Source organism: Paenibacillus sp. FSL W7-1088, assembly GCF_037969855.1.
In the GTDB taxonomy this organism is placed as follows: domain Bacteria; phylum Bacillota; class Bacilli; order Paenibacillales; family Paenibacillaceae; genus Paenibacillus.
In genome coordinates this window covers 1,979,801-1,993,504 of sequence record NZ_CP150216.1, presented here as the reverse complement: position 1 = coordinate 1,993,504, position 13,704 = coordinate 1,979,801, and the positions used below count along the sequence as shown (strand labels likewise).

The window sequence follows — 13,704 nt, the reverse complement described above, 5'->3', positions numbered from 1 at the left end:
TTGTCACGAAAATAAATGTTAGCGATAAGATAATTATATTTATTCCCTTAATTTTCTTCATTCTAGAATCCAACTATAGCAACCACTAGTTATAAATTTGAACTTTAATTCCAGCATCATTTTTAATCAGATATCCTCCCTTTTTATCCAAGGTATGCGAAGACCAGAATCTCAGTGGTGAATTTTTTTTAAAAGGAACACTGGTGTCATGAGAAATTGTTGTAAAGCCTCTATCTTTACCAAAGGTTGGGTCCACTAGACTTTGGATAGGCAATGCTATATTTTCATTTGAACGATATAAAGTCATTAAATCAGCATTTTCATTTTTTGATGTGAATGTCATTTCAGTAAAAGTCACAAATCTATCTGTTTCGTGCTTTGCTAGTTTATTGATAAACAGCGAAGCATACAGACCCTTCGGCTTACTTCCTCTTGTATCCACTACAATAAATCTGTGGTATTTTACAACACCAACATTGTTTTTCAATGTGTAATCGGTGTTAACGATATCTGCAAAGCTACCTTTGATATATTTATAGTTTGAAACAGTCGTTAAATTCGTCCCTGTCGTGCCTACCTCACGCATTTCATTCAGATCACTGTACTTCCCTGCATCCGTACCTTCTACATCCATATAACGCAGCAAAATGGCAGACACTTCGGCTCGCGTTGTTGGATCAGCAGGCTTCAGGGAACCATCCTCAAATCCGCCGACAATGCCAGTGCCGCGAACAAGTGCAAGATAAGGAATTTGCTCTGCACGAATCGTTCCCCGATTCACTTCAGGGGTAGGTAGCAGTGTATTTTGGGTATCGTCAAAAGCATCCTGGAAACTGGTTCCCGATTTGATCAGTCCGTTTGCAATCCATTTCATCATCTCATAGCGTGTCAGCTCAGCATTGGGATTGAATCCTTTCGGATAATCATTAGCGTTAATAAAGCCTTGCCCAACCAACTGTGCCACAGCTGATTCAGACCAGTGTCCCTTGAGATCAGCAAAAGGATTCTCGCCTTGTACCTTTTCCAAGCTGGTTGCACGGCTGAGAAGTGTAGCATACTCACCACGGGTGATTTTGGCATTGGGGCGGAACGTACCGTCCTGGTAGCCGGAAATTAGATTTTTATCATAGGCTTTAACAATTGTAGCTTGCGCCCAATGCCCTTTGATATCTTTGAACTTCGTAAGTGCAGAAGCCGTAGTCCCCACTCCATTCGTGCTTGTAGCAGCATCCACAGTAGACACCAGACCGACGGTTCCAGTAGTCAGCAGCGTTCCTCCTATCAAAACCGTCGTCAACATACCGACTATCAACACATTCCTTTTTGATTTCCTACCGTTTAATCTCATCTGCTTCTTCAAATCTACTCACTCTCCTATGTACCTTAGTATGGGGCAAACTTCTGCTTCTTCAGCACTCGTACTACTCTTCAAGCCAAAACCTAAATTTGTCATAATCATCAATATTCTACCATGCAAATCTAGGCTATTGGTATTATTTTTCAGCCATCCCCATCACTACAAGGCATGCAACCTCCCCTTCCAAAGACCCAATTCACCCCTAAAAACACAAAAAAAGGCCACGAATCCGCAGATTCATAGCCTTATGCTTTAAGGTGTCAGTCCTATTCAATTGAAAAAAATGTAATCTATCTATCACAGAATAAACGATTCTGTTCCATTTGACCAGTCCTAAAATTAAACCAAAATAGGTTTCTATCAAAATTGTTCATTCAAAACTGTTACCTGACAACCCTAACACTCCACTATTTCTAATCATATACGCTGCAAATGGCGTCAACGATAACGCTCCGGCCTCTTCCATAGTAAACCATTGTGCGCCCAATGAATCTTCACCATCCGGTTCACTTTTGATCTCATAAGGCCGACTTTCGCTTGTCAAATATACATCGTACAGAATTCCAATATGGTGCAGCTCTTCCGGCTCGCCTTCGTAAACCCACACCAATACGTTTGATTCCGCAGAACGAATCACCAATTGTAGATTGGAAAGACCCGTCTCCTCCTCGATCTCACGGTGTAGGGCGGTCTCCGGTTGCTCACCAAACTCCAACCTTCCTCCAGGCAAATCCCATTTCCCCATATAGGCTCCTCTAGCCTTATGTATTAACAGGAATTTTTGCTCCCAAGTGACTAAACCGTATACCCCTATGTGTGTGTACCGATCCATTTAAAGGTTCTTCCTCTCGTCTGAGAGATGCCTAACTTGCTCTTCCAATCTACGAATACGCTTATTCATCTGATAGAACGATGGAGTAAAAATCACCCCAATAATAATAACAATGACCCAAACACTCAAATCATCAGCCCCTATCTAAAAGTCTCCCGCCTCTAGCGATAACCGAACAATTAGTTCTTCACCCTCAATCAACAATGCGGTTAACCCTATATCCGAGCCAGATTGGTGATTCTCTCCGTTGGTCCAATACGCAGCTTCTCCCGATCGTACAGCTACCCGTTCGCCTGTCTCACCTTCCACCCAACCTTCCCCTTCAAGCACCAGAAACACCTGCTCACCCACAGCTGCATGCAAACCTACACTTCCTCCTGCAGACAGTTTCAGTTGTGCTACGTGGCAGGCTGTTGTGCTTCGGAGTATCGGCGTAATCTCTGCTCCCTCACTACCATAAGCGGTAATACTGCGACGGTCCTTTGATTTGAGGCGATATATCTTCACTTCTTGTTCTCCTCTGCCACGGTATCTAGGTCCAGAGCCAAACGGATCATATCGACGCAGCGAATACCATCTTCTATAATCTCTTCTTCATAATGTTTCACAAAAAAATCCCGATCGACCCCTATAATGCGAAAACCACAGCGTTGATACAGCTTCAACTGATGAAAACTTGAGTTGCCTGTCCCAATTTCTATCGTTCGACCACCGAGCCTGCGTGCTGCTTCTATCGCTTCCTTGATCATGTGTTTGCCAACGCCCTGTCCCTGTAACTCTTCCTGTACGGCAATATTAACAATCTCTACCGTCTCTGGACGCGTCTTAAGCAAAACAAACTCTCCTACCATTTCTCCTTCATATTCAGCGATAAAACAAACACCGCGACTCAGATATTCGTCAACTATGGCTTTGGACGGATCAGCCATCAATAAAAGTTCATAAGGTTTTTCTTCTTCCCAGTCCAAAATCCGGAACGACAATTTCACACCAATCTCCACCTTTTCCTCGTACATATTCATTTAACGTCCCGTTTGCAGAAGCCTATGTATGGCTAGTCACCAAATATATAACAACCTTCCGTATATAAATGTTTGGGTCTGAATTCATATTTTTCTCTTTTTATAACCTCGGGTTACTGCGGAACGATATTTATCCTTTATTTCATTCATCTAGTTCACCAAATCTATTAGCTATTTACCGCTCCAGCCTGATTTTGATAATGACGAATCACCATGCCAGAGGCTTTTTGCATGCCCTGTTTCTCATAGAATGACTGAAGTTCTCCCGTTTCTTCATCAACAGCCAGTTCGACAGCATAGGATTGTTCCAGTAATTTCAGAAATGTAGGCGTAGATGGAGGGTTTGGCCAACCTTCGAAAAAATTCCCGCTAAGTTGGTCGATACCTATTCCCTCCAGCGATTCACGAAATGTAATCTCCATAATAGCAAGTCATCTCCTTTTAAAAAAAGTAAACTTCATTATATCATAATATCTGGATATAAATATATATAATTGGCTGATAAAATATGAGGCATGCTTCAAATAGAAGCCTTAATTATTAGCTTTATTCAAGTGAACTGATCTAAACACGCAACGTCCTATTCCTCACGTTAAACCCCCGTACTTAAATGCTCGTGGATTAATTTCCATTCTCCATTGAGGTCTGCAACAAATACATTGGTAGCCCGACCTTTTCCCGAAGCCAGCTCCCCTTGATACATTCCTTTCCAGTGATAGGTATAAATACAGACTGCCTGCTCTTCGCCAGTCGTAATCCACGTGACATCTTCTGCACGATATACCTCATCCTTGACTGTCTCCCAAGCGTTTTCAAAATAAGCCCGAATTTCGTTAAGGGTAGTGCAAGACGTTCCCGTAAACCAATATATAGCATCCGGTGATAACCATTTGCTTACCTCATCAAACTGATGTGTATTAGTTGCTGCAATATATCCTTCAAGCGCATGCTGGTATCCCATGATTTCTTCCGCCTCCTGAGCGTTTTTAATTATTTGACTTCACTCTGTTCAAGAACCGAATCGCTATACACCATAAACGTCTCTTTCAGTGTACGTCCGGTTGATTTCTCCCAGATTACACTTCGTTCAAACGTTCCTGCTTGAAAAAATCGCGGGAAACGTTCTGCAAACCAATCCTGCATGGGCAGCTCAACCGCCTGTCCTAGAGACACCCACAACAGTTCACCTTCCGGTGGCTCGCTCAAAAGCTCCCCCTCATAAGAAGTAGCCACGTAGTTGAATACCATATAACGTAATCCTTGCTCCGGGTCACAAAATTCATCAAGACCTTTGTATGTAATTTCTTTTACCACAAGTCCTGTTTCCTCTTTAACTTCTCGCACGGCACCATCCACAATACTTTCCGGAAAATCAACTTTCCCTCCAGGAGCAATATATCCCGGAAATCCTTTTCGGTTCGGTCGATTCATTAATAGCACCTGATCATTTCGTTTGTCCCATACCATACACATCGTTAAAATCTCAGTTCTAGTGTCCATGTTGATCCTCCCAGTTGCCTTATACAAAACTTAATCCCTTGCAATCCACACATATTCACTACGACAACAGAAGGCCTTTCCCCCCTTTTATCCCTAGTTTTTTTCTGTCTTCTTCGTTCTTGTGGAATTGTTGAATTCATCATATATATTTCCGTTGTACACTAACACTTCTGGTACGTAGATAGATTTTCCTGCTTCAATCTCTATTCCAAATCCATCTTAAATTTTCCTAACTTCTGCAAAGTCAATTTGGATATAAAAGCATACGAAAGACGGACACCGGAAATTTCGGAGGCCCGCCTCTTTGTGATGTATGCAATGTTTTGTTTTTGAGCCGAATATCGATTAGGCGATCCTCAGCTCATGCCTGTAATTAACACTCGGCGCTCTTTCCACTCGGCACGACGATAAGCCTGCAGCAGACCAAATTTGCGGATACTTGCTTTTGGCACCGATTTGTAAGGCATAACGACCGTAAAGTCCTTATCAAACGGCACAAAAGACAATCCTACTTTCTCATTGGAAAGCCACTCGGCATGAATGGGTTCCCTTGAACAGGCATCGAAGGTACAGCCGAGTCCATCAGCGAAAAAATCATAACGTGCAGCAGGTGTTCCGGGTTCCTCCATACAGAGAAAAAGGCTGAGCTGATCACAAAAAAGCATGATTTCCACATCACTTTTCAGCCTGAGTTTCAACGCCTCACCGCCACCAAGCTGCTGTTCCCAACGCAACTGGTGTTCCTGTTCATCGTCTAGATACTCCCTGATATCTTCATCATCATTGGCGTTAGCACCCAGATTGTTTTGAAACAATTCTGTATACATCATGCTGCACAACAACCCGGCGTACAGGTTTTTCTCACGGACCTCTTCAATACCTTTACGGTAAAATACAAATCGCGGACGTAGCGGAAAATCACGAAACGAATACGGTATCTGACTATAATCATTCCAGAATGGAGCAGAATCCAACTCAATCCATCCCCGATCATGCTCTTTTGCGGCAAGAATCAGATCTTCTCGATGCGCTTCATCAGTTAACAATTCCGTTTTCCAATGGGAAGCCATTTCTCCGGCTACTAGTCCATGCTCATGCTGTGCGGTCAAAACAAAATCATGCTCTCTCTCATATACGATCATTTGCTGTCACCCTTCCGCATGGTATACGTTGACTTTAACATAATTTGGTTTACAATTTCCTATAAGTTGCTTTTCATTCAACTTTCAGGGAATATACTAAGGAGCCATCAATGTAAAGGTGTTGTCAGTTCCCTGAAATTTGGTACACTAATGATTGTGCCAACATAACATTACATACAGAAAGCGGGATCTCATGAATTTATACTCTCCTTACACCGAGTTTAACCGCAAGGAATGGGCTGACTTGAAGAAATATCAGACCACTCTTCCACTAACGACAGCGGAATTGGAACAGCTAAAGGGATTAAATGAAGAGGTATCCATTCAAGAAGTTGAGGATATTTATTTACCTCTTACCCACTTTATTGACTTATACGCAGGAGCTTCACGAGAGCTGAATCGCTTAACGGCATCTTTTTTAAAAAAAGAAGCACATCACGCTCCCTACATTATCGGTATTGGGGGCAGTGTTGCCGTGGGCAAAAGTACAACCGCCCGCCTGCTTCAGGCTCTTCTGGCCAGAGGCAAAGGAAATCCCAAGGTGGATCTGGTCACAACAGATGGTTTCCTGTATCCCAATGCCGTGCTGCAAGAGAAAGGCATTATGAACCGGAAGGGATTCCCGGAAAGCTACGATATCAAGTCCCTGATTCAATTCATGGGTGATGTCAAATCAGGCAAACCCGAAGTGATGGCTCCCGTATACTCCCATCTTGCCTACGACGTTATTGCAGGTGAGGAGACGGCTATCTGTCAGCCGGATATCCTCATTATTGAAGGAATTAACGTGCTCCAGGTTAAAAAGGAAACCCCACTGTTGGTCAGCGATTTTTTTGACTTCTCCATCTATATTGATGCGGAAGAGGAGCATATCCGTCACTGGTACATTGAGCGTTTCAAGCTGCTGCGTAATACAGCGTTTCAGAATGAGAATTCCTTTTTCCACAGTCGTTTTGCCAATCTAGAAGAAGATGAGGCTGTTCTTACAGCAAGTCAGATCTGGAAAGATATCAATGCCAAAAACCTGCACGAAAATATCCTGCCAACCAAAGGAAGAGCCAGACTGATTTTGAAAAAGGAAGCGGACCATTCGATTCAGCGCATCCAATTGCGTAAGCTGTAAGCTTCATAATGAGCAGAAACATTCTGCTTCATACTCATTAAAAAGGAGACAAGACCACATGCAGACCTTGATTATACTTGGAAGTATCATGATGTTTCTTGCTGTTGCCCTTGGAGCATTCGGTGCACATGCGCTCAAACGCAGATTGTCTGCTGACATGATCAAAATATACGAGACTGGCGTTCAGTATCACCTTGTTCACGGAATCGGAATCATCCTGCTCGGACTGCTCGCTGATCGACTGGAGCAGCCATCTCTTGTGTTGCTGGCTGGATGGTTGCTATTCGCCGGCATCCTCTTGTTCTCGGGCAGTCTATATGTCCTAAGCGTAACTGGCGTTCGAAAACTGGGGGCGATCACACCCCTCGGCGGAGTAGCTTTCTTGGCCGGTTGGGTCATGTTATTCGTTGCCGCTTTGTAAAACCAACATCGTAAACTGAAAAGAGTGTTCTAGTCGATCTCAAAAATCGCTGGAGCACTCTCTTTATGTTTAACTTCGCCATATACGGCGAATGCTGTGTGTAACTTTATCCCCCTGCTGTTTTTCCATGACATATACATCAGGATTAGATAGATTTTTCCACTCCTCGAAACCAAAGGATGCATCATGACTGCGAATGAGCAGAGATAACAGATTGCCGTGTGTAATCACAGCCCCGCTATGCTCCGGCCTGCTCCACAACTCGTCCAGCACCTCAAGGCCCCGAGCTGTCGCAAAACGTGAAGATTCACCACCTTCTTCTGTCCAGTCTTCGTCCGTGTATGTACGTTCAAGCACATCCATCCAGTTATCCAGATGAAGGGTACTAAGCACCCTTTCTTGAAGACGTTCATCCGTATGTATATGTTGCAGGACGGTTTTGCCCAGTGGCGCTGCGGTTTGAAGTGCCCTTTTCCACGGACTCGACACAATGTATTGTATAGGGTGCTCCGCCAACATCTCAGCAAGTTCTTCCGCCTGACGAAGTCCTTCATCCGTAAGCTCGGCATCCGGTTCTTGCCCTGTAGCTTTGGCATGACGGATGAGATAAATAGACTGCATCGCCCCTCACCTCCTGTTGATTCAACTTACCTTCAATGCTTCTCCAGATATTGGAGTGCAATTCGCATATTCTCCTGGTCTTCCAGACGGCCAGATGAACTAAGAAAAGTAACCTTTTCTTCTGTCCACACGCCCTTTTGTTCTGTTAGCCCAAGAAGCTGCTTCAAGCGGTTAACCGTGCCCGTACTGCCATCAATAATCTGAATATGATCTGGCAGAACCGTACGAAGAATTGAGGTGTAGAACGGATAATGCGTGCAGCCAAGCACAACTGTACCGTATAAGTCCAGATCAAAATCAGCCAGTTTGAGGCGGAAATATGCCGCAATCTTCTGTGGATCAAAGTCCAGCTGCTCACACCACTCCACAAGTTCAGGTAATGGAATGGAATCGACACTGTGGTGATCATCCACACGGGATACCAATTCATGATATTTTGTTTGACTCAAGGTCAGGGCTGTAGCAAATACAAGCACTCTCTTACCGCTTCGTCGATTCATTTCCACAGCTGGTTTCACAGCGGGCTCCATCCCGATAACGGGGATATCATATTTGGCACGCAAATCCTTCACGGTCAGACTGGTCGCTGTATTGCAGGCAATTACGATCGCTTTCACATTTTCCTGAACAATCGCCTCCACACAATTGAAGATATGTCCTCTAACCTCATCGGCGGACTTGGTCCCATAAGGAACATGCAGCGTATCGGCATAATACAGAAATGCTTCTTCAGGGAATTGATGCAAAGCCTTATGCAAGACGGTTAAACCACCGATTCCCGAGTCAAAAAATGCAATTTTCTTCTTCAAGGATTTCACCTCTATAACGTATTCTTTCAGGTTCCTGGAACCTCTCATTCCTGCTCATGATGACTGGGAGGTGAGCTATGTTATTCTACCTTCATTTTATACTGTCTGAGCCAGTCTTTGCCACTTTGCCAGTGTTCCACGGGATTACGCTCTCCGAGCAGCTCCGTACTTGCCTGAGCCATAAGCCATTCCTTAAGCCCATCATTCGAACTTAAGTCCAACTGCTGAATCAGGACGTTCAGTCCCTCTTCACCCGTATCCAGAATCTGAGCATACGCCTCTGTATTAGCAGCAATATAATCACCTGGATTACTGCTGGTCAGAATCTCAGGTTCGTTCACGATGTGCTGAAGATTGCTATCAATCTTCCAGCTCACGTTCTGACTTTCCGTCTGATTCGAACATGCTACCAACATCCATGCTGCACACAGCATCATCGTGCCGCTTGCAATACGTTTGCGAATCATGGAATCACTCCTGTCCCCGCTCAAACTTATGAATAGCATTCTCAGTAAACTCGATAAAGCTATGATTATAATTATACTCATCCCGATAGAGACTGATATGCGCTATAATGACTTATTGCAGGTTCTTTTGTACAAAAATCCTAACCATTGCAAAAACACCAACTTTAATTCCGGGTAACCAACTCAGCGGATTGATACTCTATATTTAACATAAACAGAATAAATGAAACCATCTTTTTATGACGAAGTCGTGATGCTGAAATCCACACCAAACTGGATTAGTCCCAGCTTCCGGGCAACAGCCTGTGAAGCTATATTATCCCATGATGTACTATAGATTGGAATGCGCCCGCTCTCTTTAACATGATACTGCCAGCACTTTACCGCCTCTGCTGCATAACCCTGTCCTCTGAAATTAGGCGCCGTATACAGACTCGCCTCAGCACCCTGTTGGGATACACGGGCTGAACAACATACAGCGACAGCCGAATCCTCAATGACATAAGCGGCAACGGGCATTTTTCCATGCAGATGCTCTATTAAATCAGGAAAATGCTCTTCCAGAAGAAAAGTACGATGACTCTCTATAAGCTGAACATTTGGATTCCATTCGCCACACGTCTCGGGAAATGTGTATGCCGGGCCCATCCATACACTCTTCACTGGCTTAAACGTCTCCACTCTCCGAATCAGCTTCGCAACATCGAGCGAAAGCTCAGCGTCACAGCCCAGTTCCTCAATCAGAGTGAACGGCAGCTGATGATGATAATAGGAGCATTGCCCGACAGAGGTTATCCCAATAAATAAGGCTGGAGCCTGCCCACCATCCGGTTCATTAATGCTTAACAGACGCTTCTGATTGTCCATCGTATACAATGTCTCTGCCTGAATTTTCATCATATCCATGGGTGATAGGTTTGAAATAGGTTTCATAATTACGGAATGAACCTCTGCAATAATGGTTCGCCTACACTTCTTTTTCCAGCGTCATCCTGCTTCAGAAAATCAGTTATTAATCCTGAAATCGTATATTTGCACATTGGCTATACCCCCTCATTAATTTCCATTATACGGTATATCCCGTGCAGATACGAAATACGGTATATCCCGTGCAGATACGAATGCAATGTGCACAATTGCGTATGTGTAATATACGAGAGGATTTTAAGATCCAGACAATGATCCAATATCGCTTAATTATCCTGCAGCACGGCTGTTTTCCATGCATCACTCAATTCAGCAACCGACGCATAGCGACTCGCTCGCTCAGGGTCTATCGCACGAATAACCACTTGATACAATGCTTCTCCAGCATCCCATCTGGTATATGAACGATCCAACTCTCCACCCAGCAGGGAGAAAGCCATCGCTCCTAAGTTGAACACATTCGTGACTCCATCCATTGGTGCACCCAACTCAAATTCCTCAGGAGACATAAACCGGGATGATCCCCACATCCGTCCCATCGTATTCGTGAAAGAACCCTTTCGATACAAATCAATATCACATATTTTCATCGTTTGTTTGTCAAAATCATAGATTAGACTGCCATCGTAAAAATCAACAGCCACATACCCTCTCCGTTGCACTTCGATGTGAAAATCCAAAATACGCTCCATCGCCTGAATACGTGTCTTTACCGGAAGCTGTCTGAATCGAAAATAGGGGGAACGAGGGTCCTCATACTTGGCTGGTGGTGGAAAATCCCAATGGGAATGCAGACATTCTCCTTCCACCCAATCGAATACACAGGCATAGCCATGTTCCGTTGCAAAATGTTCTTTTAAATGAATCAATGTGTCATGAGCCAAATCTTCGTATATGGAAACGGATGATTTCAAATAATGAATCGCTTCGGCAGGTGCACTTAAACTGTTCGCATGTATCGTGCGTGCTCCAGCATATTTTACGAATTTTCGCATTCCGTCCTGACCCAGAACACCAAAGGACAAATTGCCGGAATCCTGCTGATCAAACACACGAAATACGGTACCCAGACGCGCGATCCACTCGAATGAATGAGGTTCTTTTAACTCAAAAGAAATGCCGTCAAGTTCAAGCTGAACCGTGTCCGTCATATGTCACCACCTTGTTCAACATGCTCATTGCTCTCATTCAAACAATCAGTATAAAAGTACGTCATATGCGCTTCATCGTAACCTTTTCCCTGAACGAACAGCGCATTACGCTCAATGCCATAGGTTTCAAATCCATACTGCTCATACAATCGCCTTGCTGACTCGTTTGTGGTAACCACACTGAGATTAATTTGCTCTATGCCTTCCAATTCCCTTCCCCGATCCAACACTTCGCGGAGCATGCGGGAAGCAAGTCCACATCCACGATAAGACGGTGAGACATAAACTCCCCAGATGTATCCTTTGTGCCTCAGCTTTATTCCCTGTTCTCTTTTGAACCCCATCGTTCCTGCGAGGATGCCTTCTTCTGTATATGCACCCAGAATGTAATCATCGGGTTCGGTATGTATGCGTTCCTGCACTTCACTCATGGGAAGCTGAATGGACATTTCAAATGAAGCCCCGAAGGCTTCCGGATGATTTTTCAGCGCTTCCAGCCGCAAAGGCCAATATTTCTCTGCCTCATCTCTGCGCATGTTGCGAAGGATGAACACGTTCTCCTTCCGATCTCCCTTCATTCTTCAATCACTCCCTGCATGTCATAAGGATAATCGATCTGGAGCTTCACATGTTCTGCTGCTTCCTGGCCTGCAAGCAAACCTACAACATAGACCCCAAGATCAATAGACGTCGCTACCCCGCCGGCTGTAATCACATTTCCGTCTTTCACAATCCGGGTTCGAATTACCTCGGCAACGTATGGTTCAAGCAATTCATAGACATTGGGATGCGTCGTTGCTTTTTTACCTGTTAAAAACCCAGCTGCCCCCATCAGCAGAGAGCCTGTGCACACGGATACCTTTAGCGGAACATTCTCGGCCTGTCTCAGCCAGCCCACAAAAGCCTCATCGAATCGAAGCTTGCGTGTTCCCATGCCACCAGGCACAAAAACGAGATCATATTCCGCCAAATTAGGCTTCACCCGGTCCACCTTCAACGTTAGGCCTGATTCGTCCGTAACCTGATCTGTCATCGCACATGTTTCCCATGTCGTGCCTTTGGTTTGTTCAAAGAAATTCAACCGATTGATCACATCATAAAATCCTGCAAAATCAAGGAAAGTCAAACCATCAAACAAAACAAAAGCGATTTTCATATCAAAGCCCTCCAGTGTTTTTTTATTTGGACGCATCCCGCTCCATGGCTTCTTTCACCCAATCACGTTCCGTTAGTTTACTGTTGATACGGAAGAGCAGGCCAACAATGGATAGCAGTAAAATAATGACGATGATTTCGAGCATAGCTCTTTACCCCCAGCATATTAGTTGAGTGCGTTTTGCTCTACTTCAGTCCACGAGCTATAATCCACTCCAGCCATTTCCATGGAAGCAGCAGCTTGCCGATGATAAGCAAACGCGAGCCTTTGCCCAGCGCGTAACGAAGCCTTGGTGCACGCATCCGTGCAATGCGAGCAATCAGATCGGCCACTTCCTGCGGGTCAGGTGCAGTCTCTCCAGCATGCTGGGAATAACGAAGAACCGCATCGAGCTTATCTTTATAGGGAGAATGGTCACTTCTATGAATTTCACCCAACCCTTTATTCCATATGGGTGTACGATAAGCACCTGGCTCTACGAGCACAACCCGGACGCCGAACGAAGACATCTCATGACGCAAACTTTCCGTGAAACCTTCCACGGCGAATTTGGATGCAGCATACGGCGCATACCCGGGAAAACCAGACAATCCGCTGACGCTGGACAAGTTGATGATCAATCCCTGCTTTTGCGCACGCATGACAGGCAGGACCGCACGTGTAACGGCAATCAAGCCGAACAGATTCGTTTCCATTTGCCGACGCCAATCTTCCATGGATACTTCCTCAATAAATCCGCCAAGCGCAAACCCTGCATTGTTCACCAGCATATCGATCCGCCCATGGTTTTGAAGTACCGTCTGAACAGCCTCCTGCACCGAATCAGCATCCGTCACATCCAGTCGAATAACCTGTAACCGATCCAAGATACCCGCTTGCTCCGCCAGCCTTGCCAATTCCGTATTTCGACTCACATCACGCATCGTTGCAGCAACACGATAACCTTGTTTAGCCAGCGTAATCGCCGTAAGCATACCGAATCCACTTGATGTACCCGTAATTAACACCACGGGAGCGTTTGGGTCGAACTCTTTCGATTTCCCTACGGTTGAACCTGTTTCGCCCCGTATATGATCGTTCTCTGTCTGTGTCTTCTGTTCTGTCATCTGCTTCACCTCTTCCCTAGGTGGATTTCATGAATTTCGTAATTTAGTGGATTTATTTTCGTTACCACTA

At 44.7% G+C, this 13,704-nt stretch carries 19 protein-coding genes; 2 read left to right on the top strand and 17 right to left on the bottom strand.

Annotated elements, in window-relative coordinates; all coding sequences use genetic code 11:
- Positions 1-85 precede the first annotated feature (85 nt).
- The 8 genes from MKY42_RS09270 to MKY42_RS09235 form a co-directional block, all read right to left on the bottom strand.
- On the bottom strand, positions 86-1,360 hold the full coding sequence (locus MKY42_RS09270) for an S-layer homology domain-containing protein (protein WP_339850591.1): 1,275 nt from the start codon (positions 1,358-1,360) through the stop codon (positions 86-88).
- Positions 1,361-1,727: 367 nt separating this feature from the next.
- A complete protein-coding gene (locus MKY42_RS09265) occupies positions 1,728-2,189 on the bottom strand; it encodes an NUDIX domain-containing protein (protein ID WP_339850589.1) in 462 nt (153 codons plus the stop codon).
- A 144-nt stretch (positions 2,190-2,333) separates the two neighbouring features.
- On the bottom strand, positions 2,334-2,696 hold the full coding sequence (locus tag MKY42_RS09260; protein WP_339850587.1) for a cupin: 363 nt from the start codon (positions 2,694-2,696) through the stop codon (positions 2,334-2,336).
- Positions 2,693-3,205, bottom strand: coding sequence for a GNAT family N-acetyltransferase (locus MKY42_RS09255; protein WP_177185652.1), 513 nt, complete (start codon positions 3,203-3,205; stop codon positions 2,693-2,695). Before MKY42_RS09255 ends, MKY42_RS09260 begins: the two co-directional genes overlap by 4 nt.
- A gap of 173 nt (positions 3,206-3,378) precedes the next feature.
- Positions 3,379-3,633, bottom strand: coding sequence for a hypothetical protein (locus MKY42_RS09250; protein WP_143067006.1), 255 nt, complete (start codon positions 3,631-3,633; stop codon positions 3,379-3,381).
- Positions 3,634-3,803: 170 nt separating this feature from the next.
- Positions 3,804-4,172: a nuclear transport factor 2 family protein gene (locus tag MKY42_RS09245; RefSeq protein ID WP_339850583.1), complete on the bottom strand. Its 369-nt coding sequence runs from the start codon at positions 4,170-4,172 to the stop codon at positions 3,804-3,806.
- A gap of 29 nt (positions 4,173-4,201) precedes the next feature.
- A complete protein-coding gene (locus MKY42_RS09240) occupies positions 4,202-4,711 on the bottom strand; it encodes an 8-oxo-dGTP diphosphatase (protein WP_090895079.1) in 510 nt (169 codons plus the stop codon).
- A 356-nt stretch (positions 4,712-5,067) separates the two neighbouring features.
- Positions 5,068-5,853 carry a DUF3891 family protein gene (locus tag MKY42_RS09235; RefSeq protein WP_090895077.1) on the bottom strand — a complete coding sequence of 262 codons (786 nt, stop codon included), beginning with the start codon at positions 5,851-5,853 and terminating at the stop codon, positions 5,068-5,070.
- A gap of 193 nt (positions 5,854-6,046) precedes the next feature.
- Here MKY42_RS09235 and coaA point away from each other — a divergent pair, with 193 nt between their 5' ends.
- Both coaA and MKY42_RS09225 read left to right on the top strand, forming a co-directional pair.
- Positions 6,047-6,976, top strand: coding sequence for a type I pantothenate kinase (gene coaA, locus MKY42_RS09230; protein ID WP_090895075.1), 930 nt, complete (start codon positions 6,047-6,049; stop codon positions 6,974-6,976).
- Positions 6,977-7,034: 58 nt separating this feature from the next.
- Positions 7,035-7,397 (top strand): DUF423 domain-containing protein, encoded by a 363-nt coding sequence (locus tag MKY42_RS09225; protein ID WP_109999507.1) that lies wholly within the window; start codon positions 7,035-7,037, stop codon positions 7,395-7,397.
- Positions 7,398-7,466: 69 nt separating this feature from the next.
- Here MKY42_RS09225 and MKY42_RS09220 read toward each other — a convergent pair whose 3' ends face one another.
- The 9 genes from MKY42_RS09220 to MKY42_RS09180 all read right to left on the bottom strand — a co-directional run bounded on the left by MKY42_RS09220 (position 7,467) and on the right by MKY42_RS09180 (position 13,634).
- The gene (locus MKY42_RS09220) at positions 7,467-8,018 is read right to left on the bottom strand and encodes a histidine phosphatase family protein (RefSeq protein ID WP_179265337.1); all 552 of its coding nucleotides are present in this window, start codon (positions 8,016-8,018) and stop codon (positions 7,467-7,469) included.
- Between the two features lie 32 nt (positions 8,019-8,050).
- Positions 8,051-8,875, bottom strand: coding sequence for a glutamate racemase (gene murI, locus MKY42_RS09215; RefSeq protein ID WP_179265338.1), 825 nt, complete (start codon positions 8,873-8,875; stop codon positions 8,051-8,053).
- A gap of 32 nt (positions 8,876-8,907) precedes the next feature.
- Positions 8,908-9,294 carry a hypothetical protein gene (locus MKY42_RS09210; RefSeq protein ID WP_339850578.1) on the bottom strand — a complete coding sequence of 129 codons (387 nt, stop codon included), beginning with the start codon at positions 9,292-9,294 and terminating at the stop codon, positions 8,908-8,910.
- A 237-nt stretch (positions 9,295-9,531) separates the two neighbouring features.
- Positions 9,532-10,200: a GNAT family N-acetyltransferase gene (locus MKY42_RS09205; RefSeq protein WP_339850576.1), complete on the bottom strand. Its 669-nt coding sequence runs from the start codon at positions 10,198-10,200 to the stop codon at positions 9,532-9,534.
- Positions 10,201-10,487: 287 nt separating this feature from the next.
- A complete protein-coding gene (locus MKY42_RS09200; protein ID WP_090895062.1) occupies positions 10,488-11,372 on the bottom strand; it encodes a serine/threonine protein kinase in 885 nt (294 codons plus the stop codon).
- Entirely contained in the window at positions 11,369-11,950 is a 582-nt protein-coding gene (locus MKY42_RS09195; protein WP_339850573.1) for a GNAT family N-acetyltransferase, read from the bottom strand. The genes MKY42_RS09200 and MKY42_RS09195 overlap by 4 nt, the downstream gene beginning before the upstream one ends.
- Positions 11,947-12,528 carry a DJ-1/PfpI family protein gene (locus MKY42_RS09190; protein WP_339850571.1) on the bottom strand — a complete coding sequence of 194 codons (582 nt, stop codon included), beginning with the start codon at positions 12,526-12,528 and terminating at the stop codon, positions 11,947-11,949. The genes MKY42_RS09195 and MKY42_RS09190 overlap by 4 nt, the downstream gene beginning before the upstream one ends.
- 22 nt (positions 12,529-12,550) lie before the next feature.
- Positions 12,551-12,673: a hypothetical protein gene (locus MKY42_RS09185; RefSeq protein WP_256221955.1), complete on the bottom strand. Its 123-nt coding sequence runs from the start codon at positions 12,671-12,673 to the stop codon at positions 12,551-12,553.
- 40 nt (positions 12,674-12,713) lie between these two features.
- On the bottom strand, positions 12,714-13,634 hold the full coding sequence (locus MKY42_RS09180) for an SDR family oxidoreductase (RefSeq protein WP_339850567.1): 921 nt from the start codon (positions 13,632-13,634) through the stop codon (positions 12,714-12,716).
- Between the last annotated feature and the right edge of the window lie 70 nt (positions 13,635-13,704).

Coding starts and splice junctions, on each gene's coding strand:
- MKY42_RS09265 (WP_339850589.1), bottom strand. CDS start 2,189: ATGGATCGGTACACACACATAGGGGTATACGGTTTAGTCACTTGGGAG.
- MKY42_RS09255 (WP_177185652.1), bottom strand. CDS start 3,205: ATGTACGAGGAAAAGGTGGAGATTGGTGTGAAATTGTCGTTCCGGATT.
- MKY42_RS09250 (WP_143067006.1), bottom strand. CDS start 3,633: ATGGAGATTACATTTCGTGAATCGCTGGAGGGAATAGGTATCGACCAA.
- MKY42_RS09245 (WP_339850583.1), bottom strand. CDS start 4,172: ATGGGATACCAGCATGCGCTTGAAGGATATATTGCAGCAACTAATACA.
- MKY42_RS09240 (WP_090895079.1), bottom strand. CDS start 4,711: ATGGACACTAGAACTGAGATTTTAACGATGTGTATGGTATGGGACAAA.
- MKY42_RS09235 (WP_090895077.1), bottom strand. CDS start 5,853: ATGATCGTATATGAGAGAGAGCATGATTTTGTTTTGACCGCACAGCAT.
- coaA (WP_090895075.1), top strand. CDS start 6,047: ATGAATTTATACTCTCCTTACACCGAGTTTAACCGCAAGGAATGGGCT.
- MKY42_RS09225 (WP_109999507.1), top strand. CDS start 7,035: ATGCAGACCTTGATTATACTTGGAAGTATCATGATGTTTCTTGCTGTT.
- MKY42_RS09220 (WP_179265337.1), bottom strand. CDS start 8,018: ATGCAGTCTATTTATCTCATCCGTCATGCCAAAGCTACAGGGCAAGAA.
- murI (WP_179265338.1), bottom strand. CDS start 8,875: ATGAGAGGTTCCAGGAACCTGAAAGAATACGTTATAGAGGTGAAATCC.
- MKY42_RS09210 (WP_339850578.1), bottom strand. CDS start 9,294: ATGATTCGCAAACGTATTGCAAGCGGCACGATGATGCTGTGTGCAGCA.
- MKY42_RS09205 (WP_339850576.1), bottom strand. CDS start 10,200: ATGGATATGATGAAAATTCAGGCAGAGACATTGTATACGATGGACAAT.
- MKY42_RS09200 (WP_090895062.1), bottom strand. CDS start 11,372: ATGACGGACACGGTTCAGCTTGAACTTGACGGCATTTCTTTTGAGTTA.
- MKY42_RS09195 (WP_339850573.1), bottom strand. CDS start 11,950: ATGAAGGGAGATCGGAAGGAGAACGTGTTCATCCTTCGCAACATGCGC.
- MKY42_RS09190 (WP_339850571.1), bottom strand. CDS start 12,528: ATGAAAATCGCTTTTGTTTTGTTTGATGGTTTGACTTTCCTTGATTTT.
- MKY42_RS09185 (WP_256221955.1), bottom strand. CDS start 12,673: ATGCTCGAAATCATCGTCATTATTTTACTGCTATCCATTGTTGGCCTG.
- MKY42_RS09180 (WP_339850567.1), bottom strand. CDS start 13,634: ATGACAGAACAGAAGACACAGACAGAGAACGATCATATACGGGGCGAA.